Here is a 24,219-nt window from a genome sequence, read left to right on the forward strand (position 1 = left end):
TAGGGGCTTAAAACTTAAGTAAGCATACCTCAATAGATGCCATTTACGCGGCACAAACTAGAAAATCACCATCTTTCTTACCCTTATACTAGGCTTTGCCCCGAGATCTAAATCACTATCTAGTGATTGGATTATAATTATGAGGATCTTTATAATTTGGGATCAAGTCACATGCTCTTTGAGCAAATCCTTTATAGCAAGCTTGGTTTAGTATTTCTTCTGAGGATTTTTTGTTACCTTTTTTACCTTCAACAATGCCCAAAAGTGTACATGAATTCGCTTCATTTTTATCACAGCCTCTTTTTGCCAAATCCCCTGCTTTTTTCAAATTCCCTTTAAGTAATTCTTCTTCGACAACAGCATTGCACGATATATACTTAATGCTATCGCAGGTTGAAAAATCTCTTCTGTCACGATTGGCCCATGCACTATGACCACACCAATCTTCATTTGGGTGATTCTCAAATCTGATTGTTATTGTCTTCCCTTCTGCGGCACATAGCCTCTCAAATTTACCATCACAAATTTTTTGATACAGTACTAACCTAGCACTTTCGGATTCCCTTTCGACATCTCTAACCAATTTAAAACATGCGCGATAATCTTTTCCTCCACATGCTTTCTCTAAAAACTCTCTCGCGAGAATGTATTCTCTATTATTAAGTGCTTCTTCACCAATAAGATAACAACTTCTAAACTCATCTAACTGACAGGCTCGAACCAAATATTTATTATATGTGTGTTTATCATCTTGCCCTTCCAGACAAGCAGTTAAATTATTTTTATCCATACATTCAGTATGTATAAATCTATCTAAACTATCTTTAGATTTTCTAGCTAGTTTTGCCTTCGCAATTAAGTAACAAGCATTTTTATTATTTTCAGCACAAAGTTTTTCATATTTATTAAAATAACTCTTTTCATCTTTCTTTAATTCATAAGTAAACTCGGAACATTTCTTCATCGAATTGACACCTGCGACAATATGATTTCGCTCACAAACTTCTTCTAATCTATCAACCATAACTTTACTGTAATTGAGAACTTTCTCCTTCCCAACCAGAGGAACATTCCAAAAAATTAAAGTTAAAAGTAATAATTTATAATTTTCCATAATACTTCCGTGATAAATCTTAACAAAGAAATTTATCTAACTTGCACTACAACGATATCCAGTGGCCTCAATTTCAACCTGAAACATGCCTGTCTCTTTATTTATCTGAATAGTATTGGCCTTATACTCTTCTGCTTTTTTCTCTAACATTGTCTTCGCAATAGCAGTGGCCACAGGAGGAATCAAGCTGAAACCAATAGTGCTCAGACTTGCAACTTTGACACAATCAGCTTTAGGCTTTTCTACAAAGAGAATTTTTTCATTAGAAGAATTTGTGGCACAACTTGAAGTTAATAATAGAAGAATACAAATTACGAATCTCATAAAACTCCTTTTCGTCCATAGCATGGATTAAAATTCGGATTCTAAAATAAAACCTTAAATAATATTACTATAAGAATAAAAATAAGTATAAGAAAGCAAAGATCGATATTATAGTATGAAAGGTTCCATAGACTTACGATAGAGCGATTGCAATACCTTAAGCCTACGAAAGCCTCTTTAATGAGGCTAAGCTTAGCCAGTTCTCAGCCGATAAGAAGCTATGAAATCTATCGTTTCAATCATTCTCTTAATTTTAATAGTTGGTTGCCAGCACGCCCCGACTCGTTATCCTTCATCTGAGTATCAACTTAGGCCGCAAGCTGCTCTGGAAAACCTTAACTCAATTTCAAACCAACACGTTCTCATTGTCACTCATGCAACAACAGAATTTGATCAAGACAAGTCCGCTGCTGTAGGGATTGACCAACTAGTTGGAGAGTTCAAAGCAAAAGGTCATCCTGTGATTTATCTAGTGAGCGATCAAAGTGAAGAAGGATATCAACGTTGGTATACAGCTGATCGATCTCCTGACTATGAAGTCTTCTCTGAAGGCGGAGAACATAATTTATCGATATCATCAAACGAAGTCACAATCGTCGGTGGATTTTTTGGAAGCACAGATACATTAAATGGATGTCACGCACTCGCAGTTAAAGATGCGATACGTATGCACTTCGAGACTTCAAGTGCTCCACTCACTATTCATATTCCGATCAAAGCAACTTATTTCTACCAAGAATGGGACTCTATTCGCCAAACCTTATTAAAAGATGGGCGTATTGACCTGGATTCATTTGGAATAAAAAAGTATCCATTTGCTTCGATGTTTTTTCTTCGTGAAGGTAATGATGGTGCTGGTGATGACGGCAATGAACAAAACTTTGCACATTATTATACGGGCGAGCAAAATAAAACATATCGTGCAGGCGAAGAAGTCAGCCGTGAGAAATATCAATTCAGATTTTATGTTAACGATAAACTCATCGAGTCCGTTACTGGGCCGGGGAAACGTATTGTAAATTTTAAAATGGAAACGTTATAATTGCTGCTTTCCTTATTTCACTGAATACTTCTATCAATAAAGCTATCCAATACAAACCCCACTCCAAATCTTTGAGTTGAGCGATTGTACTCAATCAACGAATGGCCATAACCTGTTTGCACGCTGGCATACCATCTCAAGTTATCTTTCCATGGATAAGAGTATTTGAAATCTACACTCAAGTGACGTGAGCCAATTGGAGTTTTAAGGTTCACTGTATGACCTCCAAATGATTTTGCAATTTCTAACTCTCCATACCCCATGTATCTATAAATATCTCTGTTCTCATCATCTTTAACAGTTTCAGGAATTCGGTACCACGCTGTTGTGAAAATCTGGAAGCCATGGTTTTGGAAAAATGCTCTCGCGTAAACTCTGTTCCAGCTTCTTGAGAGAATCTGTATTTGCCCATTCGACTGATGAATAAACCCAAAATCTGCCGCCATTAAATCAAACCCGCCAAACCTGCTGGTCGATGGATCAACATACCTAAGAAACATCTCAGGCATATAATTAGTCTCTCTAAAAGGTCTTGAGTATGCTTTATTATACAGCTGCCACCAGGCATGGTGTGTATAGGCCACATTGAAATCAAAATTAGTTCCAAGCACCTTTCTTTGAATAGGAATCATAAAACTAATCTGAAACTCAAGTTCTTCTTTTTTATAAAAGTCACCATGGTCGCCGTTGGCAGACTTTTTTATTTCGCTGTATAGATCTTCATGTGGTCTGGTATTGTAAACGATGGGCAAAAGGTAAGTGCCTCTATGTGGAATAAGGACGTATTTAGTCGAGAGCAATTTGAAATAACTCTCTTTATCTTTAGCAAGGGGATCAACCAGATCTTGCGCAAAAGAAATATTAATTCCCAGAAAAATTAAAACTAAAATATATTTCATATCCAATATTTTAAGTTTCTTGTCTTCAAAATGGCAATGATTTAATACAGATCACTATTACTGATTAATCGCTTTTTCCCGCAGAGATTGATAAAGCGGTTCCGATATTAATTTATTCGCTGAATAGATACCAATAGCAGTCAAATAGGCCTCTTTAGGATTTATTTTTCCCATACATAGAGTTCTATAGATCATCAGATTCACAACAATATTACGCACTGAAGACTGAACTCCCCACATACGGTTAAAGATATAACGATCAAGGCCGACATCACCTGTCTGAATCCACTCTCCTTGCTGGTCTTCGTAGATATCTTGGGCAAGGGCATCCATTAAAAGGTCTTTGGCCTCTTCATTGGATTTAATTGAGTCAACACTTATCGTTTCACCGCTAGCATTGGTGACCTGGGCTTTATATTTATCAAGTAATCCATCTTCTTTTAAAATTTCTTCTAATCTTTTTACTTTTTCTTTAAACTCTGGATCTTCCATCATCTGATCAAGTTTTTCTTTCAACTCTTTCTTGCTTGGACTAAAAGCTGCCGAATAACCAAGAGCTGGACCCACGTCATTAACCACACCTAAAGCGTAATCCTGAAGTGCTTTTTTATACCACTCAGTTCCCGACATAGTTGTAATCCCCGACCTGGCCCCGGCAATTCCAAGTTTCAATAAAATTTCAACCATAAACTTCTTATACCAATCGTCTGTTTTTTCTTCGTCTCTATGAACAAAAAGATAAGTCCCTGAGCTGATAGTCAGCTCCAGGCCAATAACAGTTTGGAAAAAGCGTTTATTAGTAGCAGACTTTTCAAGAGTTGATCCTTTGGCCTGACAACTATAAAGTAGCTTTTGATAGATCTGTCCCTGGGCCTTCCCTTTTTTTAAAGCATACTTCTGAATCTTTTTTTGGTTTTTATCGAAAGTCTTCAGATAAGATGATTGTTCGTTTCCGGAATAAAGATACTGCAAATCGTTTAAGCATTCAGGTCGCTCGCTTTGTTTGAACGTTTTTGAAAAATCGATGTAAGAGATTGCTCGACTTAGATCTTCTTCAGTATTCATTTCATTTTGAATGAGACTCAGACTTTCAAGCTCTCTTTTAGAAATTTCCATCCCTTCTAATTCTTTCTTAAACTGACTCCTCAATTCTATTTTTAATTTGAGAGAGGCCTCTTCAATTTGTGCAGTTGAAGCAAGGGAGTCGATAATGTATGGATAGGCCTTTTGGTTTTCCATATAGATCTGATTAAAACCTTTCGCTTTTAACCTGCTCACTAAACTTTCCGCTTCCTCATCGGTAATAACTTTCTTCTTCAATGAATTATTAACAAGCTCAGCGTATTTGTAATTTAGTTTATTCGATTGGAATTGATGATGCCCTAAGAATTCTAGATATTTTAATCTTGTGGCATAGTTAAGTTCTGCAATTTTATCTGTGACAGAATGACTGGCAACTTTAACGATTTCAACACTTTTATTTAATAGATCTTTTATCATCTCTTTGCATGCCTGTGATGAAAAAGCAGCAGGGCCTCTGTTTACATGAGATGATTCTTGTAAGTCATTTATAGAAAAGATCATCACAAAGATAATCAGAAAAAATGGAATGAATATTTTGATAAGTTTTTTATTCAATTTATGTCCTTACATCCATAAGAACTTATCGAAATTATTTAGTGGAAACTGAAGGTGTCAATATCTGACGATTATAGTCTCTTTCTTAAAACCCTTTCATGATCAGGAAGAATCGCAGAACATGTCGTCCACTCTCCAATAAGGAGTGACTGGCTAAACTCTTCAGGAAGTCCTTCTGATCTCATAGCATTAATAACAGCTGTAGGGTCATAATCCAGCGGGCATAGACTAAACTCGAGTCTTCCATCTAAAAGACTCGCACTTGCATAAAAAACACGTCCCAGGCCTTCATGGGCCGGACGACCTAGAACTCCGACGTTAACCCATTGCCCTTGTGCTGTAGTCTTAATCCAGGGAATACCTGAATGAGTTACACAAATAGCATCAACATCATATTTTTTTAACCAGAAATTAATTTTGTCATCTGATGTCTCTGATTCAAAAACAAATTCATTCATCTCATCTGGAGAGCCATGGCATAAAAGAATTTTTTTATCCGCCCACTTTAATAAAATATGTTGAGGAAGAGAGCTTAGCCATGAACGATTAGAGGAACTGGTATTCTTTAGAGTGTAATCAAAACTGACCTGTGCAAACTTGCGATCAAGTGGATCAATATAACCACATCCGCAATCAGCTTCTCCGTTTCCTACGGTCTGGTCATAGTTTCCTTGCAGGCATGTTATGTTGTTGTGTTTTAAAAGCTCAATAGACCTATCGGGATAAGGGCCAAATCCACCGATATCTCCCAGACAAAAACGGTATTGATAATCTTTTGTTTTTTCAATAAAGGCCTCAAGAGAAGAGAAATTACTGTAAGGTCCACCACAAAGAATAATTGTTTCAGCATTTTCTACTTTTACTTCTAGAGTTTTCATTATCAATCCTATGTGTTGTAAAATTCATTCACTTCAGTTGGAGAAATATTCTGTCTATCTCCATCAAAAAGAATCTGCCCCTGCTTCATAATCACAACTCGATGAGAAAGCTTATTTATTAAATCCAATGAATGCACGACTGTAATCAAACTTAATTTTTTATTTTCTACCAGCTGTCTTAATAATTCTGCCACTTCACTTGCTGCTTTTGGATCAAGTGCTGCTGTCGGCTCATCTGCCAAAAGAATCTTTGGCGACTGGGCCAGAGCTCTGGCTATCGCCACCTTTTGTCTTTCCCCACCTGAAAGCTTATCTGCTCTCATTAAGGCCTTATCACTCATCTTCACTTCTTTTAAAGCTTCATAGGCCATATCATAATCACTGGAATTGAAAATTCCAAACCAAGTCTTTATTGATTGGTTATGAGGAAGTCTTCCCATCAAAACATTTTCAATGGCATTTTTTCTTCCGACTAAATGAAGACCCTGATGGATGAAACCAATTTCAGAACGCATTTTTTGAATTGATTTTTTCTCTGTCTGCTGTTTTAAAGAATGCCCCAGGATATGAAGCTCACCTTCTGTGCAAAACTTATCTCCAACAATCAGTTTCAAGAGACTTGATTTACCGGCACCATTATGGCCGATAATAGTCATTGATTGATGATTCTCTAAATTGAGATTGACTCGGTCTAGGACTGTTTTTCCCGAAGGAAGAATTAAAGAGACGTTCTTAAAATCAAGAATTGAAGCATCCATCATGCGAGTAATCCTTCACGGATTTTATTACTAATTAAGCTGAATCCACTTACAAGAATAAAAAGGAAAAGAAGTATAGTTGAGAGCCTCTGCCACTGAAAAAGAGAGACTGCATCACTTAAAAGTAAACCTAATCCACCTGCTCCAACCAAACCTAGAACGGCAGAGTCACGCATATTATATTCCCAGACATAAAGATGAGTGGATAAAAATTGAGGGAGTAGTTCCGGCCAGATGGCATGAAAGAAAATCTGAATTCGCCCGGCACCACTTAATCTAAGGGCATCGGCCTCAACCAAATCAAGTGAGTCAATCGACTCCAAAAATAATTTTCCATAACTTCCAGTTGAATGAAGTGCTATCGCTAAAATACCGGCCATCGGGCCAAGACCAACAATCCCCACTAACATTAATCCAAAAACTAATGAGTGAATTGAGCGGAAGAAATTAATAATGATATTGGATAAGTAAAAAACAGGTTTAGGAAAATTAAGTTTTTTAGATGCCGGCCATGAAAGTAAAAATCCAGTGACCGCGGCCAGCGCTGAGCCCAGCGTAGCTATTTTAAAAGTCATCCATCCGGCCCTCATTAAAGCACCAAGAAATGACTTTTCTAATTCTTTTTGATTTTCACTTCTTAAGACGACCCCTTCATCATTTTTGAATTCGTAATTTTCATTGCCTGTCCAGACTCTAAGAAAACTCGGTTGTGCCAACTCTTTAAAAGTCCTGACAAGATTATTCCAGGGCCTGCGCCCGAAAGATAAATCGCTTTCAACATTAAAACTAAATATACAGAGGATAACAATAAACAGATAAAATCCGGACAACCAGAAGGTTTTGGATTTTATCTGCATATTTTCAATCATTTTTTTAAATGTTTGCATTAATTATTTTTTTGGCACTAATTTACCAGTCGCAAGACCAGCATCTCTAATCGGTTTATAAAAAGCATTATCCTTTTTTACGAATCCTGTGTAATGAGCAGGTAGTAATCCTGGATTAGTTTTTAAGGCCGCTCCAATTGATAAAAGCGCTTTTTGAATTGATGCTACCAGTTTTTTATCTTTTGCCAGTTCAGAACTTACGGCCATTGCATCGTTAGGTAGAGGCTCAGATGTCCAGATGATCACTGATTTTTTCTCATCAATTAGCCCTTGCTCGATCATCGAATTACGGTTTCTATTATAATCAGCTCCGGCATCAAGCTCACCTGCTGTAACCTGAGTTTCAATCGCCTGGTGTTTTGTATAAAGAACTTTTGAGAAAAAATCTTCCGGTTCTTTTACGCTGAAAGTTTTGTGGAAATAGTGAAATGGAATCAAATATCCTGAAGTTGATCCTTTATCACCAAAAGCAAAACTCTTTCCTTTAAGTTGTTCTGTTTTCGTGATTCCAGAATTTGGATGAGTTACTATAATGGCAAAGTACTCAGGCTTCCCATCGTATAAAATCGTCGCAATAGCAGAAGCATTAGCTTCATTATTAGCAAGGACATAACCCCATGGCCCCATAAGAGCGATATCTGTTTCACCAGCGGCCAGTGATTTCGCCAATCCTTCCCATGTATCTACAGTCTTCAACTCAACCGGACGTTTTAATTCTTTTGCCAGGTAATCCGCTAGCGGCTTATAAGTCGCATCGTTTTTTTCTTTGTCTGGCTGGAATAGTCCTACCCCAAATTTTAAAGGTGCTAGTTCTGCAAAGACTTGAGTGCTTAAAAACATTAAAGCAAGTAATGAGATTAACTTCATAAATCATCCTTTTAGGTATATTGATAATTAATTATATTTTATGCCCCTCTATTCTACTAAGAGAATTTTATGGCAACTCTTTCCCTTGAGTTTTAAAAACTGAATTATTCAACTATTTAATTTCCTTAACTGTATAAAATTTGGACATACCTAAAAAAAGTGCACAACAAATTTTTGCAACACTATTTCATGTTAGCCTCCTGACATGTCACTCTTTAGTAAACATTCAAGATCAATCCCTTTGAACTCTTTAGAGAAGTTCATGCTTGCTCATGAGTCTGAGCACATTGCATATAACAGTCAGATTGTAGTGGAGTTTAAGGGCGATATTCAACTTGAACTAATGAGAACTGCCATCGATAAGGCCATTTTAGAAATCCCTCTTTTAAGATCTTATATCGAAGAAACACATTTCAGCTTTAAACGATTCTATAGTACGTCTGCTGATTTCAACTCTCATCAAGTTGTCGAGCTTAGGGACGAAGTCTTAGACCAGGACTCTATCGACCAATTCTGTCAGAAGAAATTTGATCTATCAAAGTCTCCTGCTTTCCGATTTCTCATTGGGAAAACCCAAGATCAAAAAAACATTCTTCTTTTTAATGTCCACCATACTTTATGTGATGCCGCGGGACAGTTTAACTTAATGGAAGAAATTTTCAGAGTGATGAACGGAATGGAAATACGTCAGGAAGCCAAAAAAGATAAGGTCTTTCGCTACCGCTCGTTATGGAAATATATGGGAATTAAATGGTTCTTAGGTCATATCTATGCCCAACTAAGACCATTAAAAAAACAACGCCAATACCAAATGGGATCATTAATCGATCATCCAGAAAAAACTTCTCGTTTTGTCACATCACAGACATTTCAATTAACTGCTGATCAACAAGAAAAAATGCGCACGGCCTGCAGAAAAACGAATATCTCAATGACGGAACACTTAACTTTTAAGTGCTTTAAGGCCCTTGATTCCAGCTTAAAAAGTCGTGGTGATTTTGAAACTCCAATCATGGTTTATATCCCTAAAACTTTGCGCCCACTTTTAAAAATTCGCTACTCACTTCAAAATATTCTTACAACCGTCTGGATCGTAGGTAAGAGACAGGAAATTCATGATCCTAAATTCATGGAAAAAGTTAAGTACATTATCAATTCACATAAAATGGATAAAGCAGCTAAGTTCATTTTTGGCACTTTAGCGACTTGTGCTTTTCTAAAACCTAGTACTTTAAAAAACATCTTTCTTAAATTTGACCAAAACCCACACGCCAGCTCCAGCTCACTCTTAATCAGTGCCGGCAGGGTGCCTCGCTCTTTCGTATTTCCGACTGGCTGGACCGATATCAATATCTGGGCACGAGGGACAATGCTTAAGTCACCAGGGGTTGGAGTCATCTTTACCGGGGTTGCCGGGGCCGAGACTATAACAATCGAATATCTGAAGTATCTTGTTGAAAAAGAGACTATATCTAACTTCAAAAACAACCTCTTCACTGAACTATTTCAAGACAGTTAATCTCCTCTACATGTAAAGATTACAAGTGCTCTCATTGGAGACCCGAGACTCTATATAATACATAAAAATACACTTATGGTTATAGAGGCCGGCATGCAAACACTACTAAAATTAATGAATTTAATTAAGACATGTTTTATATGGATGCGTTTAACTGTCCATAATACGTGGGGTATTCTTAACGTTTTTAATATCGTTTGGCTTAGACCAATGAAAGGTGGATTACTAGAAAAAGATCATCCAATGGTGACAGGGATTAATCCTGAAAACCTGGAACCTATCTGGAAACAAAATATTGTTTTCCAATCAATCAGAAGTGAAGTTTTCGAAAATGGCCCGACAGATGACTCGATTGTTTGCGATGTTGGAAACTTTATGCGCAAAATGGTTGAGAATTCAGCAAAAAGCGCAGAGTTCCCTAAAGGTCGTCCTGATCGTATGCCACCGGCAATTAATTATATTCATGGCTGCGTTCATTACAATGGCGGATTTTTAATCTTCAATGATTTTCAAGATGCCATCACCCATTTTAGTAATAAAGAATTTCAAGAATCATTCAAAAATTTTGTACACGAAGAAAAGCGTGAACCTGTCACAATTTTTAGAAATAGAAACTACGATAGAGTTGAGTATCTTGAATTCGTATGTTTTTTAAGAAGTATTTTTCCATGGTTTTCAAATACTAATGGAAATAAAAAAAGAATTGGATGGGGAAATCCTGCTCCTTACCCTGCGGTCAATACGATCACTGGTCACTGGATGAAAGACACTTACCGAATCTATTCTGAAAAAGGAAGAAGTGAAGTTTGCAGAAGTGCTATTTCTAAAAAATACTTCTCAGAACTTTCTTATGCTGGAGAAAGAACTACTGTTCGCCCTGAAGAAAAGTTCCTTGCTAAATTTACTGATGAAAGGGTCCTAGCAAGAGGAGCAAAGGGAAATCTATTTTTTGTGGATTTAAGAAAACTGGCCAAAGGATATAAGTTTGATCCTTCAAAAAGACTACCAAACATTGTCGACAGACTAATGGAGAAAGTTTTTAAAGTAGGAACATTATAATTTTATGATGATAACTCAAAACGACCTGATTAACGTATCTCATGAAGTCACTAAAATAGATGGCTCAAATGATGGTATCTGGTTTTTTGGAGATCGCCTAGAAATTGAAAATGAATTGATCATCGGATTATCGCCTACCAACTATCATTGCTTCATTATTTGCGGAAATATCGAATTCCATCCTAGGTTTAGTATTAATCCTTGCAAGCTCCAACCATCAAGGGTTGATAATATCAGAGCAGCACTCTTTATCAGAATTAAAAACATTCCAAAAGAAGACTTACGCAATTTCCAACAATACCTTACGACTATAAAAAATAAAAGAACTCCTACTTGTCATCAGGGACTACTGCAAATTTTTGAAAAAGGAATAGGAATCAGTATTCCTCAGCATTCTATTATCAACACGACTCCCAAATCATTCCTTAAAGGAATGTTTACGAAAGGCTTTATTGATAAAAATAAAAATCCTCTTAATATTCAAGTTTACACAACAAGAAATAAGTCTCTTGAAAGAATTCATACCGACATCAACAATCTAAGCTGGAAATTTGGGTGGGTCTTTACCCTAAGTAATATCTATTACCGCTGGTTGAAAATAATTAAACCTAAGGTTTTGGTGAGATAATGAGTTCAACTAAAAAAACGCTATACCATGTTATCATCCTGCTTCTTTCAGCATCAATGCTGGGAGGTATGGGCCTGTATGTTTACAAGAATAGCTCTTCATTCGATCGAATTCAAAATATCGATATTAGCGTTATCCTATTATTGATTGGTATGCATGCATGCAATTATTTTCTATTGGGACTAACTCAAACCTACCCACTACAAAGACACAATATTAATCTTAAGTTCAAAGAATGGTATGGCCTGTGTACACTGGCCGATCTGCTTAATTATATACTTCCTGCTTCTGGTGGCTCAGCGGCCCGCTTGTTATTTATCAACAAAAAATATGACTTATCTAAACGAGAACTCGTTTCAATGGGTCTCGCTATGTCTATGCCTGGTTTTATTTTATTAGGTGTCGTTGGTGCAGTCTACTGTCACTTTTTATTAAGCAAACATGCAGTGATCTTCACAGCTCTTGAAACAATGTTCATCATACTAACAGTTGTTTCACTGGCCTTTCTTTTTGCATCTAATTTCATCATGAAGATATTTAAAATGGATCGCAAATATTCACCCAACAAGTATCTGACAGATAAAAAACTCATGACTGTCTCTACTCTTTCATGGTTAGGGATGATGTTACTTCATCCTTTAAAAGTGTATTTATCTTTTAAAGCAATCGGAATTGAAATAAAGGCCTTTGATTCATTTGAAATAAGTCTCATTTTACTGGCCTCATCTTTTTTCCAGGTTCTTCCTGGTAATATCGGCGTAAAAGAGATGGTAACTGCTTACATTGCCCAACAATATGGAATTCAGTTTGAGACAGCTCTACTTGCAAGCTTAGTTGATAGAGCGATCTTGATGCTCTTTTTATTTCCGATGGGTGCCTATTCTTATTGGTCTTTAGTTATGGATGCGAGCCTGCCTAAAATTAACTGGCCTAAAATGGGAGCGTCTTCGCGAATCCCTCTGATGAAGCGACTTGTGAAAGTTCGCTGAGCATTTCTTCCCAGATAAAATAATCCTGAAGTCTCAATTGATTCAAAATCATTTTTAAAATTTACTGCATGCGGTTTGAACCCGGTTGCAAAAATAATCACATCAACACTCTCAACAGATCCATCAGTGAAGTAGACATTTTTATTCTCTATTTTTACGATATCGCCCTTCACTGTGGTTTCTTGCTCAACAACCTTTTTGGCATCATAGTGCATTGGAACTTCGATCTCGGCCTTTGTATTAATTTTTAATCCTTTAATAATTCCTTCAAAGATATTTAAATTCCTTAAGAAGAAGTTATAAATCAAAGGATGCGAACTAAATTTCACTTCGCTTCTCACAGATAAATATAATTCATGCTTACCAGTCGCTGCAAACTCGCGCAGAAGTTGTCCAGCTGAAAGGCGTTTTCCAACAATGAGGATTTTCTTATCGTTCTCAAATTGTGCACAATTTTTATAGTCCTTAAAATGCAACATTTTTGGTGCATTGCCGGATATTGGGATTGTTGGCGTAAAGGGATAATTAAAATACCCTCTGCAATCAACCAGGATTTCTGAAGTGTACTGCTCATTATCTGTAGTGATAGCAAATAAGTTATTCGTTTTTTTAATATCTAAAACCTTTGTATTGGTTTTAATTTTAAGCATGTGCTTTTTAGCAAACCCCTTAAGATACTCAGCAAATTCTTTAGCAGAATGAGCTTTCACTCGCGAGCTCAATGATAAATCTTCTTTAGTAAGACAATTGGAATGCCATAAAGATATCAGAGAAAGATGATCAGGCATTTGATCCCAGGTAGATCCGGCGCTAGAGTGTTGCTCTAAAATCAAATAATCAACATTATTTTTTTGTAAATACAGCCCTAAAGCAAGCCCCGCGGGCCCTGCGCCGATGATTATCACCTGATGATTGATACTATTTTCCATAAAGTAATTTTAATTCATTCCCCCAAAATATTCACTATAATAAATAAATGACAATCCTACCTACCATTCTCTCCGGCCTGCTTTCCATTGTATTGTGGTTTTATATCCGTAATACGATTAAAAGAAATATTGCTGATGTTTTTAAAATTAAAAATATTTGGCTTTATGTTTTTGATATTCTTTTTATCTACTGTGCATTTTTTAGATTTATTTATCGCCTTCAAAATTCTTTTATTCATGGTTCCTCATTTTATTTTTTGATGAACTTGAGCTATGTCCTTCTTGGTCTTATCGGCCTTGTGGTCATCATGTGCATCATTCTCGATATATCAAACCTTGCCGAAAAATGGATGGGAAAACCGAATGTCCCAGAAAGCGACAACTCAAGAAGAAATTTTTTAAAGAAAAATTTGATTCTAACCGGGCTTGGAAGTGCAACTCTTGTCACAGGTGTAGGTTTTCATAACTCTTTCGAACCAAAAATTGTAAAAGTGAACATACCGCTCCCTCCTGATCATAAAAATTTAAATGGCCTTAAAATTGTTCAGCTCTCAGATATGCATATCGGCCCGACTTTAAAAAAAGACTTTTGTGAAATACTGGTGAAAGAGGTCAATGCTCTTAATCCTGACATTATCGCAATCACTGGTGATTCAATTGACGGTGAAGTTAAATTTTTAAAAGACGACATGGCCCCATTCTTAAATTTAAAAGCACGCCTGGGTGTTTATTATATTACTGGCAATCACGAATACTATTGGTATGCGAATGAATGGATTGAATGGGCCCGTACCTCAGGACTAAATCCTTTAATAAATGAAAATGTAAAATTAAATTATAACAATACAGATTTTTATCTGGCCGGAGTTAATGATCCTTCAGCAGATAAACTCGATAAGGATAACGCCTCCGATCCAAAAAAGGCTGCTTTCGGTATTCCAAAAGAAGCTTATAAGATCTTGCTCGCTCACCAGCCAAAAAGTTGTTTTAAGGCCTGTAAAGAAGGCTTTCACACTCAACTCTCAGGCCATACTCACGGCGGCCAGGGTTTTCCGTGGAGTATCCTGGTTTACCTGATTCAACCTTATGTACGCGGACTTAACGTTCATGAAGGAATGAATCTCTATGTCCATAGTGGAACTGGATTCTGGGGACCACCTAATAGATTTATGATTAATTCAGAAATTGCAGAAATTGTATTTACCTCGTCGGAGAAGGTTTAATGAGCAATGTAATCGCTTTCCATAAAAAACTTAATGAGCACAATATAAAGCTTAAAAGAGTGTCTATTGATACTTTACAGATCAATCTTGGAAAACTTTGTAATCAAGCTTGTCACCACTGTCATGTGGAAGCAGGGCCCACGAGAACCGAAAATATGACCGAAAAAACAATCGATCGTATTATCGAATTAATGGCCCATTCTCCGGAATTAAAAACTATCGACCTTACAGGTGGTGCACCTGAAATGAATCCTTACTTCAAAAAATTAGTTATTGCTGCACGCTCAATGAATCTTGAAGTTATTGATCGTTGTAATTTAACTATTTTTTATGAAAAAGGTTTTGAAGATATCCCGCAATTCTTAAAAGACCAAAAAGTTCACATCATCGCTTCTATGCCTTGTTATTCAAAAACTAACGTTGATAAACAAAGAGGCCGTGGAGTTTTTGATAAAAGTATTGAAGCGCTAAAACTTTTAAACTCATTAGGATTTGGAATCGTTGGATCTGGGTTGATGCTCGATCTTGTTTACAATCCAGGCGGAGCTTTTCTTCCAGGTGGACAAGAAAAACTTGAAAGCGATTACAAAAGAGAACTAAAACATCTTTTTAATATTGAGTTCAATCAACTTTATACAATTACTAACATGCCTATTAAACGCTTTCTTGATGATCTTATTCGTCAGGGAAAATATAACGAATATATGGAATTGCTGGTTAACAACTTTAATCCTCATGCAGCGAACTCTGTGATGTGCAAATCACTTATTTCCATTGGATGGGATGGACAAATTTACGACTGCGACTTTAATCAAATGTTAGAGATTCCAATTGACTCTAAAATAACAACCCTATGGGATATCAAAATGTTTGAAGAGTTTAAAAATAAAAACATTGCGCTGGCAGATCATTGCTACGGTTGCACAGCTGGTGCCGGAAGTTCATGCGGTGGGGCCTTACTATAAATGGATAATTTAAGTGTCATCATCCCTGTAAAATCTCAGGACCATTGCTGGGAAGACTTAGTTAATAAACTGCTTTCTTTCGAAGGAAAATTTGAAATTATTCTTGTCGGACCTGATTTTAAAAATATGAAATCTAAAACGACACGTGTCCGATTTGAATTCTGTGAGCAAGGCCGTGCCAGACAATTAAATTATGGTGCTCAATTAGCAACAAGAAAATTTCTTTGGTTTCTTCACGCAGACTCTCAACTGACAAATAATTCATTACAAAAAATAGAAGAAAAAATTCTCGAAAATAATGAAGCCATTTATTATTTTGATTTGAAATTCTTACAAGATGGCCCATCTTATATGAACTTAAACAACCTGGGTACCTATCTGCGATCTCACCTTTTAAAAATGCCTTTTGGAGACCAGGGGTTTTTCATGGCCAAGAGTACTTTTTTTTCTCTTGGGCAATTTAATCAAAATGCACCTTACGGGGAAGATCATTTACTCATCTGGAAGGCCCATCAAAGACAGGTTGAGGTTCTGCCAGCAGAGACCACTCTCTACACCAGCGCAAGAAAGTATCAAAAAAATGGATGGTTTAAAACAACTACACGCCATCTCTTCTTAACTTATAAACAAGCTGCTCCTGAATGGCTTAAGTGTTTTACTCAAAAAAATAAAAAGAGGCCAACGACGGCCGTCGCAATTTTTGTAAAAACTCCAGGTGTCTCTACAGTCAAAAGCAGGCTTGCTGCTCATATTGGAAAAGATAAGGCCGAAGAATTCTTCAAGCTATCATTAAAGGCCACTGAAACAGTAGTCATGGAAGCTATATCAAAAAGTGAAGGATCAATTGAAGCTTATTGGGCCGTAGCTGAGCCTGAGCAGTTATCGCATCCGCTATGGGATAGCTTTAAAACCGTTTCCCAGGGCACAGGAGATTTAGGACAAAGGCTCGATACAGTTTATGCCGAACTTCAAAAAAAGCATGATTCTGTCTTTTTAATAGGGGCCGATCTCCCTCACTTGAATTATGAATTAATTTTAAATGCACAGAAATTAATAAATTCAGCATCACCCTATGTTCTTGGTAAAACTGAAGATGGTGGATTCTATTTATTTGGTGGAAAAAATGAAATTAGCAGTAGCACCTGGAACTCAGTGGCCTACTCAACAGAACATACCTCTGCCGACCTGATCAAGTCCTTGGGAAATTCCAACTTCTCTTTTTTAGATGAGAATTTTGATATCGATAACTTCCAAGACCTAAAAAATCTTTCATCATATACAAAAGAAAATCTTCTTAGTGATCAAAGAATTATAATCAATTGGGCAAAAACTCAATTATCTTAAATCACATTTTCACTAATAACTCTTTTGACCTTTCTGATTTCTACTTCTCCCTACTTTCTTCATACTGAATTTAGCTTTAGGATTCTTAAAATTAGAAATATTTCTCTTCAGATTGTCTGACTTTGAAAATAACTTAATTAATTCACTGTTTTTTGAACCATCTTTTTTTTCATCCATACATCCCATCCTGCTTATGTATTTTATATCCTTAACTAATCATAATTCATTTTCAAATTTGTAATATATATTTTTATATCAATGCCCTATATTTTTTTTCAATTCTTTCAAAATCACCTTTTTCGCGCATTTTATTAATTGTTTGCTTTAAAATCTTAATTGTTTTTTCATCTACATTTTTCTTTGAGTAATTAAGAATAAAATACTTTTTTTGTAAATAAAGCGGCGTGCCTAATAGAGACTTAGAAATTTTAAGTTTTCTAGCTGTAGAATATAGGCCAATATCAATTCCGATCGCTGCATCAATACGTTTTGCTAACAACATACTAAACATTTGCTCGTAATCTCTCACCTCAAACTTTATTATGAGATTATCAGCAAAAAAACGATCATCAAAAACACCACCTCTTATAACTCCAACCGTCTTTCCATGCAAATCATCCAAGCTTTTATAATTTACTCCAAAGTTAGATAAGATAATTGTGGAGAATCCAACTGTCGGTGCAACCTGAATAGCAACTTTAAGCATTTCTTCATTTGTATATCTAATAACAAAATCTGCATTTCCATTTTTTAAATCAAGTATTGTGCGTGGAAATGGAATGATTTTATTTTTATAAGTAAAACCAGCATTTTCGGCAATTCGATTGCTAATTTCATAAATGAGACCAGCATTATTTCCTTTTTCGTCGATATGCCCAAAAGGATAAATCTCACTTGTCTCAATTTGTAATTCTTTAGCATTCAGAATATTGGCTTCACCTAATATAAATAAAAGCAGTCCTCTTATAATAAATATCCTCATATACCCTCCAGCTAGCTAAATATGTAGGCAAGAAGATGTTATCAATAATGAGAACTGCTAACCATGGACTTAACGGCATTTCGAATGGACAAGTCAGCAAATTATCATTTTACTTTAACGCTTCGAAAGCATCCATTGTTCTTGCTGTATAAATTAAAGCTGCACCAGTATTGACTGCAATCGCTACACTTAAAGCTTCCATAACTTCTTCTTGAGTTGCTCCATGCTTTTTAGCAGCGTCAACATGAGAAACGATACATCCATCACATCGAGTAGTTATGGCCACGGCCAGAGCGATTAATTCCTTAGTTTTAGGATCAAGCTTTGAATTTTCGGTCTTGGCATTCACGAGTGACATATAGCCTTTAATGACATCAGGATTACTCTTACTAATTTTTCCAATTCTAGCTTTAATTTGTGCAAGATACTCATTCCAGTTCAACATAAAAACTCCTTTTAAAAGTTATCAACTTTAGTTGTTGTAAATGTAGTATATGGGATTAAATAAATTCATCCATGGACAGGATTGGAATTCAGATGGACAAATCAGCAATGATCGAGATTCCGGCCTTTTGACGGAACATTTGAGGGGACAACCCCACCTCTTTTTTAAAAAAGCGGCTAAAGTAATGCTCGTCTTTAAACTCAAGCGTGAAAGCAATGGCCTTTACACTTTTTCTAGTCAAATGAAGCTCTCTCCTCGCTTCTATGATTATGCGCTCATGAATCAGCTGAGAAGGACTTTTTGTAAAATACTTTTTACTTCTTTTAGTCAGAGAATCCATTTGAAGGTTTAATAACTTTGCATAATCGCTTGGACGTCGTTTTGATAAAAAATGTCGATCTATGAGTTCTTTGAATTCTTCCATCTTGACATCTTTTCCTGGTGATACAAGTTTATCACCTACCTCGGCTCTCTTAATACGACTTGCGATGGCCAGAAATAACTGCAGGTAAGAAGTTAATATCGATTTATCAGGATTTTTTAATTCGTTTTCAATTGATGAAAATAACTCGCGGCTCTTTAGTAATTCAGAAGTCGAAAGCTTTATAAATGGAGACAAATAAACATTATTAAAAAGAAGGCCGTTGCAAGCAACTTCTGGTTGATGTAATTCAATACAATAAAAATCACCATGAAACTGAAGAAGCTTAACATCTTCAACATCAACTTCCGTAAAGTTTAACTTTTGAAATGGAGTAAGAAACAAAATAGATGGCCCTTCAAAAGGATAAGTCCCAGAGTCCACTTTACATACACCCTTGCCTTTTGGAATTATCATCGCTGAATAAAGCGCCACCTGAGTAAGCTTAGTGATAGATTTTAGATTTATTATTCTTAATTCCATAATGATTTTTGTACCAAACCTCATTCTAAATATAACTTAAATTAAATAAATTAAACTTTGATATGCAAACATTGAATATTAATAATAATGGTTCGACAATATTGAGTTTAAAATTCCTCTTAAGCATTTTATACTTGCATTTTCTTAATGTATCAATTATTATCACATTATGAGTTCAACAAATGTGCAATTTTCAACAGGGATCCATATTCTAGTAGGCTTAGCTGCTCACTATGGAAATGATGTGACTTCAAGCTCTCTTGCTTCAAGCGTAAATGCAGAACCAAGTTTTGTTCGCAAAGTTATTTCAAAGCTTGTTAAAGCAGGCCTTGTCGAATCTACAAGAGGAAAAAATGGGGCCTGTTCTTTGGCAAAATCACCGAAGTCCATTACCCTACTTGATATCTATCAAGCGATAGAAGCACCACAAATTTTTAATATTCACACTTATCCTGTACAGAAAAGCTGTACAATAAGTTGCAATATCAAAGGCCAATTAGAATCAACTCTCGGAAATGTTCAAAAGGCCATGGAAAAAGAACTCTCTAAGATAACTTTAGATAAAATAACTAACGAAATTACTCAATAACTTTTTTTTGGACCTTTAATGTGACAATTACTATCACAATAGGAGTTTTTAATGAAATCAAAATTGCTGGAACCATATTCAATCCGAAACATTCCTTTATCAAATAGAATCGTGATGGCCCCTATGACTCGTGGAAGGGCCGAAAATAAAGACTTAGTTCCAGAGTCAATCAGCGCCGAATACTACAAACAACGAGCAAGCGCAGGATTAATAATCACTGAAGGTACATGGGTGAGTCCGGAGGCCATTTCATTCATAAATGTACCTGGAATATTTAATGATGCTCAAAAAAATGGATGGAAAAAAGTAACGGAAGCAGTTCATGAGGCCGGTGGAAAAATATTTTTACAATTAGGTCACAGCGGAGCTGTTTCACATCCTGACCTTCTTAATAATGCTCTACCAAAAGGTCCTTCTGCCATTAACCCACAAGAACGTGTCTTTACTCCAGATGGTTTTAAAATGACCGAGACTCCTCTAGAGATGTCTCTTGAAGATATTGAAAAAACGATTTTAGATTATGCAATTGCAGCGATTCGCGCAAAGAGCGCCGGTTTCGACGGAGTTGAAGTTCATGGGGCACATGTATTTCTTATTCCATCATTTTTAAATTCGTCATCTAATAAACGTACTGATCAGTATGGTGGATCTGTAGAAAACAGATCACGTTTTGCTCTTGATGTACTAAGAAAGATAATTGATATTTGGGGACCTGGTAAAGTCGGATTTAAAATAAGTCCTGCTACCAAATCAGGTATTTTCGATTTCAACGACACTACAGAAGAAACATATAAATACTTAGTGAGTGAAATTAATAAATTGCCATTGGCCTATCTCCATATCTTAGGGCCTCAGCAAGATGTCTCAGGTACTCCAGCAGCGATGTATAAAGATGTCGCAGCTTACTTCCGCCCACTTTACAAAGGAACTTTGATTGTAGGAGGAGGATATACAAAAGAATCAGGCGAACGAGTTCTTCAAGATGGTAATGCAGACCTGATCGCCTATGGCGTACCTTTTATTGCAAATCCAGATCTGCCTAAAAAATTCGAAAAAAATATCCCTTTGCGATCTCCCGATCAAGCTACTTTTTATAGCGGAGGAGCAAAAGGCTATATCGACTACCCGATCGAAGCAGATCTTCTTCACAAGGAGTCTATATGATTATTGGATTTATCGGTGCCGGAAATGTCGCTCAGACTTTTGCAAGACACCTTACTCATGCCAAATATAACGTTCTTCTAAATTCACGCAATAAAGATAAATTAAAATCTATCGTCAAAGAACTTGGCGAGTATGCGAAAGCTGCAGAATTGGAAGAAGTTTTAAGAGCAGATGTTTTAGTACTATGTATTCCATGGACTGAAGTTTCTAGTGTTCTTGAAAATATTGAACTACGTACTGACCAAATTCTTATTGATGCCACAAACCATTTCGAAACTTATGGCCCAGATTTTAAAAGGGCAGAACTCAATGGGCAGGTATCAAGTGTAATTGTCAAAGATTTAGTTAAAGCAAAAGTTATTAAGGCACTTAATACTGTACACATGGAATGGATCAAAGAAGTTCCAGCGAAAAATGAAACAATTCTTTTCATTTCTGGAGATGACGATTCTGCAAAATCTACTTTTTCCAGTATTCTAAAAGATCTTAAATTTATCCCTGTTGACTTAGGATCACTTGAATACGGGGGAAGACTACAACAACTTGACGGACCTCTTGCAGGATTAAACCTTATTAAAAAGGATTAATATGAAATCTGCACGTGAGTTGATGCAAACATACCTCGATAATTTTCATCATGACACTTCTGTTTCATTAGATGTATTTGCCGAGGAAGGTGTGATCGAATTTCCTTATTTAAAAAGTATTGGCATGCCTGAGAGGTATAGTGGTAAAAAAAATATCGGTGAACTACTGGTCAATTTAAAAAAGACCATCCCCGATTTTAAATTTCAAAACATCATCATTTACAATGGAGCAACGCCTGACGAAGCATTCGCTGAGTATTCTGTGGATGCAATGGTGCCTTCGTTGGGAAGAGTTTATAAACAGCATTATGCTGCGAGAATCGTAAGCAAAAATGGAAAGATCATCATCCTAAGAGAGTTTCTAGATACAATTGCTGTCGCTAAAGCGCTACTTCCAGCTGGATTGAATGATATCTAATCGCAATAAGTCCCCCAAGGAAACTTCGAGTAAAAAAGTGTGCTGAACACTATACTCAAGATCTAAAGAAATCTTATAATAAGTCGATACACTTGAGTGGTCTTCCATCCCGATTGACCGAGCAAGTGGATCAACTATGAAGCATGTTCTGAAAATCATTTCCCTTATTCTCATTCTCTCATCTTGCGTGGCCGCCAATCAAAACACAGTAAAGGCAGCTAAGATGAATTCTACGACTTCAGTTGATACAACAGCAGACTCAGATCCACTAATGCCCGCTAACTATATGGCCCTAAACCCTGCCCTTGCAACAACTGTCCAAGTCATCAAAGACGGCATGGGCCTATGTAACTCAGGAGCTTTTTCTCAGTTGCCTGATAACAAGGATTATTTCGTTGGAAGAATGCTTATCACATCGGGAAGTAATCTTTGCGATGGAACAAGCTGGCAGCTTGCGCTTTTTAAAATGGACTGGACGAATAATATTTTGAACTTTCAAAAGACGATTATTTCTCCCCCTGCAAAAGTCGATGCCCTAAGTATTACAATCACCACGGCCTATGATCCTTACGTTATCAAATATAATAATGAATACTGGGTGGCCTTTGAATGCCATGGGGCCGGTTCAGTTTTCACAGCAACTGTATCTGCTTGTCTTGCCCCATTCACAATTGCTAGCGGTATTGACCTGACTCGATTATCTGTTCCAGTAAAAGGTGTGAAGATATCTTCCGACATCTATTCTGCTTCAGTTCCAAAGCTTCTGGAGTTTAATGGCTCCCTTTATATGTACTGGACGGCCGTCCACTTAAAACCAATCAATGGTGTTGATAAATTCTTTGATCTTGCAACCCGAGGGATGCAACTCGTTCAAGAATTAACAACTCAAAGAAAAATCTGGGGTGTGAGAAGTGGAAATATTCCTGTGCCTGCTTATGATTCACTTAATACCGAAGTACTAGGACCTAATACAGCTGACCCTATGTCTAACAATGTGGCCGACGGATTTCAGGTAATGGTGGTGGATAATAAAATCATCATGCCAGCTGCCGTTGGTGGAACAGGTTGCACGACTCCAATCTCACCGGTGTTTGGTTGCTACCGCTTACAAATTTATAGATCATCTACTCCATTAGGTGAGCATGTTTTTAATTCTGAAGTGCTAAACTCTCCACAATTAGCTTTTAACCCAGAAGAGTACAGTCGAATTTTTTATGATCCATCCGGAGAATCCTTCATGATGGGGATGATGATTCCACCATTCCTTGTAGGCTCACCTGCTCCTACAAATACAGTAGCTACTGGATATAGGAGATACCCATTTGATGTTAAAAGTTTATCATTTACGACAAATGTAAAATCAGTCAATCCAGTGCCAAATCCTCAAAATAATATTGAAGTGGTTAACCTGAATATAGACGTACTGGAAAATTTCTTAGCAGGTTGTAACGCCAGCTCTACTCACACTATAAACTGTCGTGCTGCTATCTCACGTTATTGCATCAACCAGGGCTATGCCAGCGGTGGATATGGACCAACTGATCAAAACAATGGTGTCGTGAATATTACCTGTATTCAAGAAAACGCTTCAAAGCTTTTGACTACAACTCTAGCTTCTCTTAAAAAAATTCAATCAAGATGTTCTGGACTTGCCAGTGATTTTTGCAACTCTGCGATCAATCAGTATTGTAATACCAATGGATATGCTGGTGGCGGATTTGGTCCAAGTGAATTTGATGGAACGAATGTGAAGCTTGTTTGTCTTAAAGCTCCACGTGGATATTCAATTTATACAACATTAAGTCACATGAAGACCTTTCATTCAGCTTGTAGTGATTCAGATGTTAATAGTGTTGCTTGTAACTCTGCAGTTAATAAGTTTTGTGCGACGGCCGGGTATAAGAGTACATTTGGGATTCTGGAGCACGTTGCTGATGCTTTAGTCGTAGGTTGCCTGAATTAACTTTGACCATAATAAAACCTTAAAAACCCTAACTGTCTTAATGGTATAATTTACCCCTCATAGAATTTTTCATAAGCGCAGCTAACATTGAATAACACCCCTTT

26 protein-coding genes are annotated in these 24,219 nt (G+C 36.6%); 13 read left to right on the plus strand and 13 right to left on the minus strand.

Features of this window, described 5'->3' with window-relative positions:
- Nucleotides 1-115: 115 nt before the first annotated feature.
- On the minus strand, nt 116-1,114 hold the full coding sequence (locus SHI21_RS19430) for a hypothetical protein (RefSeq protein WP_323578809.1): 999 nt from the start codon (nt 1,112-1,114) through the stop codon (nt 116-118).
- Between the two features lie 36 nt (nt 1,115-1,150).
- Nucleotides 1,151-1,438 carry a hypothetical protein gene (locus tag SHI21_RS19435; protein ID WP_323578810.1) on the minus strand — a complete coding sequence of 96 codons (288 nt, stop codon included), beginning with the start codon at nt 1,436-1,438 and terminating at the stop codon, nt 1,151-1,153.
- Nucleotides 1,439-1,658: 220 nt separating this feature from the next.
- On the opposite strand from SHI21_RS19435, the gene SHI21_RS19440 reads away from it, so the two are divergent.
- The gene (locus SHI21_RS19440; protein ID WP_323578811.1) at nt 1,659-2,480 is read left to right on the plus strand and encodes a hypothetical protein; all 822 of its coding nucleotides are present in this window, start codon (nt 1,659-1,661) and stop codon (nt 2,478-2,480) included.
- 17 nt (nt 2,481-2,497) lie between these two features.
- Here SHI21_RS19440 and SHI21_RS19445 read toward each other — a convergent pair whose 3' ends face one another.
- The 6 genes from SHI21_RS19445 to SHI21_RS19470 all read right to left on the minus strand — a co-directional run bounded on the left by SHI21_RS19445 (nt 2,498) and on the right by SHI21_RS19470 (nt 8,407).
- Nucleotides 2,498-3,379 (minus strand): phospholipase A, encoded by an 882-nt coding sequence (locus SHI21_RS19445; protein ID WP_323578812.1) that lies wholly within the window; start codon nt 3,377-3,379, stop codon nt 2,498-2,500.
- Between the two features lie 57 nt (nt 3,380-3,436).
- Nucleotides 3,437-5,017 carry a hypothetical protein gene (locus SHI21_RS19450; RefSeq protein ID WP_323578813.1) on the minus strand — a complete coding sequence of 527 codons (1,581 nt, stop codon included), beginning with the start codon at nt 5,015-5,017 and terminating at the stop codon, nt 3,437-3,439.
- A 71-nt stretch (nt 5,018-5,088) separates the two neighbouring features.
- Nucleotides 5,089-5,895, minus strand: coding sequence for a metallophosphoesterase family protein (locus SHI21_RS19455; RefSeq protein WP_323578814.1), 807 nt, complete (start codon nt 5,893-5,895; stop codon nt 5,089-5,091).
- Nucleotides 5,896-5,903: 8 nt separating this feature from the next.
- Entirely contained in the window at nt 5,904-6,656 is a 753-nt protein-coding gene (locus tag SHI21_RS19460) for a phosphonate ABC transporter ATP-binding protein (protein ID WP_323578815.1), read from the minus strand.
- Nucleotides 6,653-7,540 carry a phosphonate ABC transporter, permease protein PhnE gene (gene phnE / locus SHI21_RS19465; protein ID WP_323578818.1) on the minus strand — a complete coding sequence of 296 codons (888 nt, stop codon included), beginning with the start codon at nt 7,538-7,540 and terminating at the stop codon, nt 6,653-6,655. The genes SHI21_RS19460 and phnE overlap by 4 nt, the downstream gene beginning before the upstream one ends.
- A 3-nt stretch (nt 7,541-7,543) precedes the next feature.
- Nucleotides 7,544-8,407: a phosphate/phosphite/phosphonate ABC transporter substrate-binding protein gene (locus tag SHI21_RS19470; protein WP_323578819.1), complete on the minus strand. Its 864-nt coding sequence runs from the start codon at nt 8,405-8,407 to the stop codon at nt 7,544-7,546.
- A 205-nt stretch (nt 8,408-8,612) separates the two neighbouring features.
- Between SHI21_RS19470 and SHI21_RS19475 the strand changes: the two genes are divergently transcribed.
- The 4 genes from SHI21_RS19475 to SHI21_RS19490 all read left to right on the plus strand — a co-directional run bounded on the left by SHI21_RS19475 (nt 8,613) and on the right by SHI21_RS19490 (nt 12,602).
- The gene (locus SHI21_RS19475; RefSeq protein WP_323578824.1) at nt 8,613-9,926 is read left to right on the plus strand and encodes a condensation domain-containing protein; all 1,314 of its coding nucleotides are present in this window, start codon (nt 8,613-8,615) and stop codon (nt 9,924-9,926) included.
- Nucleotides 9,927-10,019: 93 nt separating this feature from the next.
- Entirely contained in the window at nt 10,020-10,985 is a 966-nt protein-coding gene (locus SHI21_RS19480; RefSeq protein WP_323578825.1) for a hypothetical protein, read from the plus strand.
- Between the two features lie 4 nt (nt 10,986-10,989).
- Nucleotides 10,990-11,613 carry a hypothetical protein gene (locus tag SHI21_RS19485; protein ID WP_323578827.1) on the plus strand — a complete coding sequence of 208 codons (624 nt, stop codon included), beginning with the start codon at nt 10,990-10,992 and terminating at the stop codon, nt 11,611-11,613.
- Entirely contained in the window at nt 11,613-12,602 is a 990-nt protein-coding gene (locus SHI21_RS19490; RefSeq protein ID WP_323578828.1) for a lysylphosphatidylglycerol synthase transmembrane domain-containing protein, read from the plus strand. The genes SHI21_RS19485 and SHI21_RS19490 overlap by 1 nt, the downstream gene beginning before the upstream one ends.
- On the opposite strand, the gene SHI21_RS19495 is transcribed toward SHI21_RS19490, so the two are convergent.
- Nucleotides 12,497-13,531, minus strand: a complete 1,035-nt coding sequence (locus SHI21_RS19495; protein WP_323578829.1) for an NAD(P)-binding domain-containing protein — start codon at nt 13,529-13,531, stop codon at nt 12,497-12,499. The two genes, SHI21_RS19490 and SHI21_RS19495, sit on opposite strands and share 106 nt — an antisense overlap.
- A 47-nt stretch (nt 13,532-13,578) precedes the next feature.
- On the opposite strand from SHI21_RS19495, the gene SHI21_RS19500 reads away from it, so the two are divergent.
- From SHI21_RS19500 to SHI21_RS19510, 3 genes are read left to right on the plus strand one after another with little or no spacing between them, the layout of a single operon-like run.
- A complete protein-coding gene (locus SHI21_RS19500; RefSeq protein WP_323578830.1) occupies nt 13,579-14,754 on the plus strand; it encodes a metallophosphoesterase in 1,176 nt (391 codons plus the stop codon).
- The gene (gene arsS, locus SHI21_RS19505) at nt 14,754-15,719 is read left to right on the plus strand and encodes an arsenosugar biosynthesis radical SAM (seleno)protein ArsS (RefSeq protein WP_323578832.1); all 966 of its coding nucleotides are present in this window, start codon (nt 14,754-14,756) and stop codon (nt 15,717-15,719) included. Before SHI21_RS19500 ends, arsS begins: the two co-directional genes overlap by 1 nt.
- Entirely contained in the window at nt 15,720-17,063 is a 1,344-nt protein-coding gene (locus SHI21_RS19510; protein ID WP_323578833.1) for a DUF2064 domain-containing protein, read from the plus strand.
- 12 nt (nt 17,064-17,075) lie between these two features.
- Here the strand turns inward: SHI21_RS19510 and SHI21_RS19515 are convergent, their stop codons facing one another.
- The 4 genes from SHI21_RS19515 to SHI21_RS19530 all read right to left on the minus strand — a co-directional run bounded on the left by SHI21_RS19515 (nt 17,076) and on the right by SHI21_RS19530 (nt 19,394).
- Nucleotides 17,076-17,240: a hypothetical protein gene (locus tag SHI21_RS19515; protein ID WP_323578834.1), complete on the minus strand. Its 165-nt coding sequence runs from the start codon at nt 17,238-17,240 to the stop codon at nt 17,076-17,078.
- Nucleotides 17,241-17,313: 73 nt separating this feature from the next.
- Complete coding sequence (locus SHI21_RS19520) at nt 17,314-18,045, minus strand: substrate-binding periplasmic protein (protein WP_323578836.1); 732 nt, start codon at nt 18,043-18,045, stop codon at nt 17,314-17,316.
- A 109-nt stretch (nt 18,046-18,154) separates the two neighbouring features.
- Nucleotides 18,155-18,490 carry a carboxymuconolactone decarboxylase family protein gene (locus SHI21_RS19525; RefSeq protein WP_323578837.1) on the minus strand — a complete coding sequence of 112 codons (336 nt, stop codon included), beginning with the start codon at nt 18,488-18,490 and terminating at the stop codon, nt 18,155-18,157.
- A gap of 88 nt (nt 18,491-18,578) precedes the next feature.
- Entirely contained in the window at nt 18,579-19,394 is an 816-nt protein-coding gene (locus SHI21_RS19530) for a helix-turn-helix domain-containing protein (RefSeq protein WP_323578838.1), read from the minus strand.
- Nucleotides 19,395-19,563: 169 nt separating this feature from the next.
- Between SHI21_RS19530 and SHI21_RS19535 the strand changes: the two genes are divergently transcribed.
- The 5 genes from SHI21_RS19535 to SHI21_RS19555 all read left to right on the plus strand — a co-directional run bounded on the left by SHI21_RS19535 (nt 19,564) and on the right by SHI21_RS19555 (nt 24,115).
- Nucleotides 19,564-19,983, plus strand: a complete 420-nt coding sequence (locus SHI21_RS19535; protein ID WP_323578839.1) for an Rrf2 family transcriptional regulator — start codon at nt 19,564-19,566, stop codon at nt 19,981-19,983.
- Nucleotides 19,984-20,034: 51 nt separating this feature from the next.
- Nucleotides 20,035-21,147 (plus strand): alkene reductase, encoded by a 1,113-nt coding sequence (locus SHI21_RS19540; RefSeq protein WP_323578840.1) that lies wholly within the window; start codon nt 20,035-20,037, stop codon nt 21,145-21,147.
- Nucleotides 21,144-21,734: an NADPH-dependent F420 reductase gene (locus SHI21_RS19545; RefSeq protein ID WP_323578841.1), complete on the plus strand. Its 591-nt coding sequence runs from the start codon at nt 21,144-21,146 to the stop codon at nt 21,732-21,734. Before SHI21_RS19540 ends, SHI21_RS19545 begins: the two co-directional genes overlap by 4 nt.
- Before the next feature lies 1 nt (nt 21,735).
- On the plus strand, nt 21,736-22,152 hold the full coding sequence (locus SHI21_RS19550) for a nuclear transport factor 2 family protein (RefSeq protein ID WP_323578842.1): 417 nt from the start codon (nt 21,736-21,738) through the stop codon (nt 22,150-22,152).
- 136 nt (nt 22,153-22,288) lie between these two features.
- The gene (locus SHI21_RS19555; RefSeq protein WP_323578844.1) at nt 22,289-24,115 is read left to right on the plus strand and encodes a hypothetical protein; all 1,827 of its coding nucleotides are present in this window, start codon (nt 22,289-22,291) and stop codon (nt 24,113-24,115) included.
- Nucleotides 24,116-24,219: the final 104 nt, after the last annotated feature.

Origin of the sequence: Bacteriovorax sp. PP10 (genome assembly GCF_035013165.1) — a bacterium.
Taxonomy (GTDB): domain Bacteria; phylum Bdellovibrionota; class Bacteriovoracia; order Bacteriovoracales; family Bacteriovoracaceae; genus Bacteriovorax; species Bacteriovorax antarcticus.

Coding starts and splice junctions, on each gene's coding strand:
- SHI21_RS19430 (WP_323578809.1), bottom strand. CDS start 1,114: ATGGAAAATTATAAATTATTACTTTTAACTTTAATTTTTTGGAATGTT.
- SHI21_RS19435 (WP_323578810.1), bottom strand. CDS start 1,438: ATGAGATTCGTAATTTGTATTCTTCTATTATTAACTTCAAGTTGTGCC.
- SHI21_RS19440 (WP_323578811.1), top strand. CDS start 1,659: ATGAAATCTATCGTTTCAATCATTCTCTTAATTTTAATAGTTGGTTGC.
- SHI21_RS19445 (WP_323578812.1), bottom strand. CDS start 3,379: ATGAAATATATTTTAGTTTTAATTTTTCTGGGAATTAATATTTCTTTT.
- SHI21_RS19455 (WP_323578814.1), bottom strand. CDS start 5,895: ATGAAAACTCTAGAAGTAAAAGTAGAAAATGCTGAAACAATTATTCTT.
- SHI21_RS19460 (WP_323578815.1), bottom strand. CDS start 6,656: ATGATGGATGCTTCAATTCTTGATTTTAAGAACGTCTCTTTAATTCTT.
- phnE (WP_323578818.1), bottom strand. CDS start 7,540: ATGCAAACATTTAAAAAAATGATTGAAAATATGCAGATAAAATCCAAA.
- SHI21_RS19470 (WP_323578819.1), bottom strand. CDS start 8,407: ATGAAGTTAATCTCATTACTTGCTTTAATGTTTTTAAGCACTCAAGTC.
- SHI21_RS19475 (WP_323578824.1), top strand. CDS start 8,613: ATGTCACTCTTTAGTAAACATTCAAGATCAATCCCTTTGAACTCTTTA.
- SHI21_RS19480 (WP_323578825.1), top strand. CDS start 10,020: ATGCAAACACTACTAAAATTAATGAATTTAATTAAGACATGTTTTATA.
- SHI21_RS19485 (WP_323578827.1), top strand. CDS start 10,990: ATGATGATAACTCAAAACGACCTGATTAACGTATCTCATGAAGTCACT.
- SHI21_RS19490 (WP_323578828.1), top strand. CDS start 11,613: ATGAGTTCAACTAAAAAAACGCTATACCATGTTATCATCCTGCTTCTT.
- SHI21_RS19495 (WP_323578829.1), bottom strand. CDS start 13,531: ATGGAAAATAGTATCAATCATCAGGTGATAATCATCGGCGCAGGGCCC.
- SHI21_RS19500 (WP_323578830.1), top strand. CDS start 13,579: ATGACAATCCTACCTACCATTCTCTCCGGCCTGCTTTCCATTGTATTG.
- arsS (WP_323578832.1), top strand. CDS start 14,754: ATGAGCAATGTAATCGCTTTCCATAAAAAACTTAATGAGCACAATATA.
- SHI21_RS19510 (WP_323578833.1), top strand. CDS start 15,720: ATGGATAATTTAAGTGTCATCATCCCTGTAAAATCTCAGGACCATTGC.
- SHI21_RS19515 (WP_323578834.1), bottom strand. CDS start 17,240: ATGGATGAAAAAAAAGATGGTTCAAAAAACAGTGAATTAATTAAGTTA.
- SHI21_RS19520 (WP_323578836.1), bottom strand. CDS start 18,045: ATGAGGATATTTATTATAAGAGGACTGCTTTTATTTATATTAGGTGAA.
- SHI21_RS19525 (WP_323578837.1), bottom strand. CDS start 18,490: ATGTTGAACTGGAATGAGTATCTTGCACAAATTAAAGCTAGAATTGGA.
- SHI21_RS19530 (WP_323578838.1), bottom strand. CDS start 19,394: ATGGAATTAAGAATAATAAATCTAAAATCTATCACTAAGCTTACTCAG.
- SHI21_RS19535 (WP_323578839.1), top strand. CDS start 19,564: ATGAGTTCAACAAATGTGCAATTTTCAACAGGGATCCATATTCTAGTA.
- SHI21_RS19540 (WP_323578840.1), top strand. CDS start 20,035: ATGAAATCAAAATTGCTGGAACCATATTCAATCCGAAACATTCCTTTA.
- SHI21_RS19545 (WP_323578841.1), top strand. CDS start 21,144: ATGATTATTGGATTTATCGGTGCCGGAAATGTCGCTCAGACTTTTGCA.
- SHI21_RS19550 (WP_323578842.1), top strand. CDS start 21,736: ATGAAATCTGCACGTGAGTTGATGCAAACATACCTCGATAATTTTCAT.
- SHI21_RS19555 (WP_323578844.1), top strand. CDS start 22,289: ATGAAGCATGTTCTGAAAATCATTTCCCTTATTCTCATTCTCTCATCT.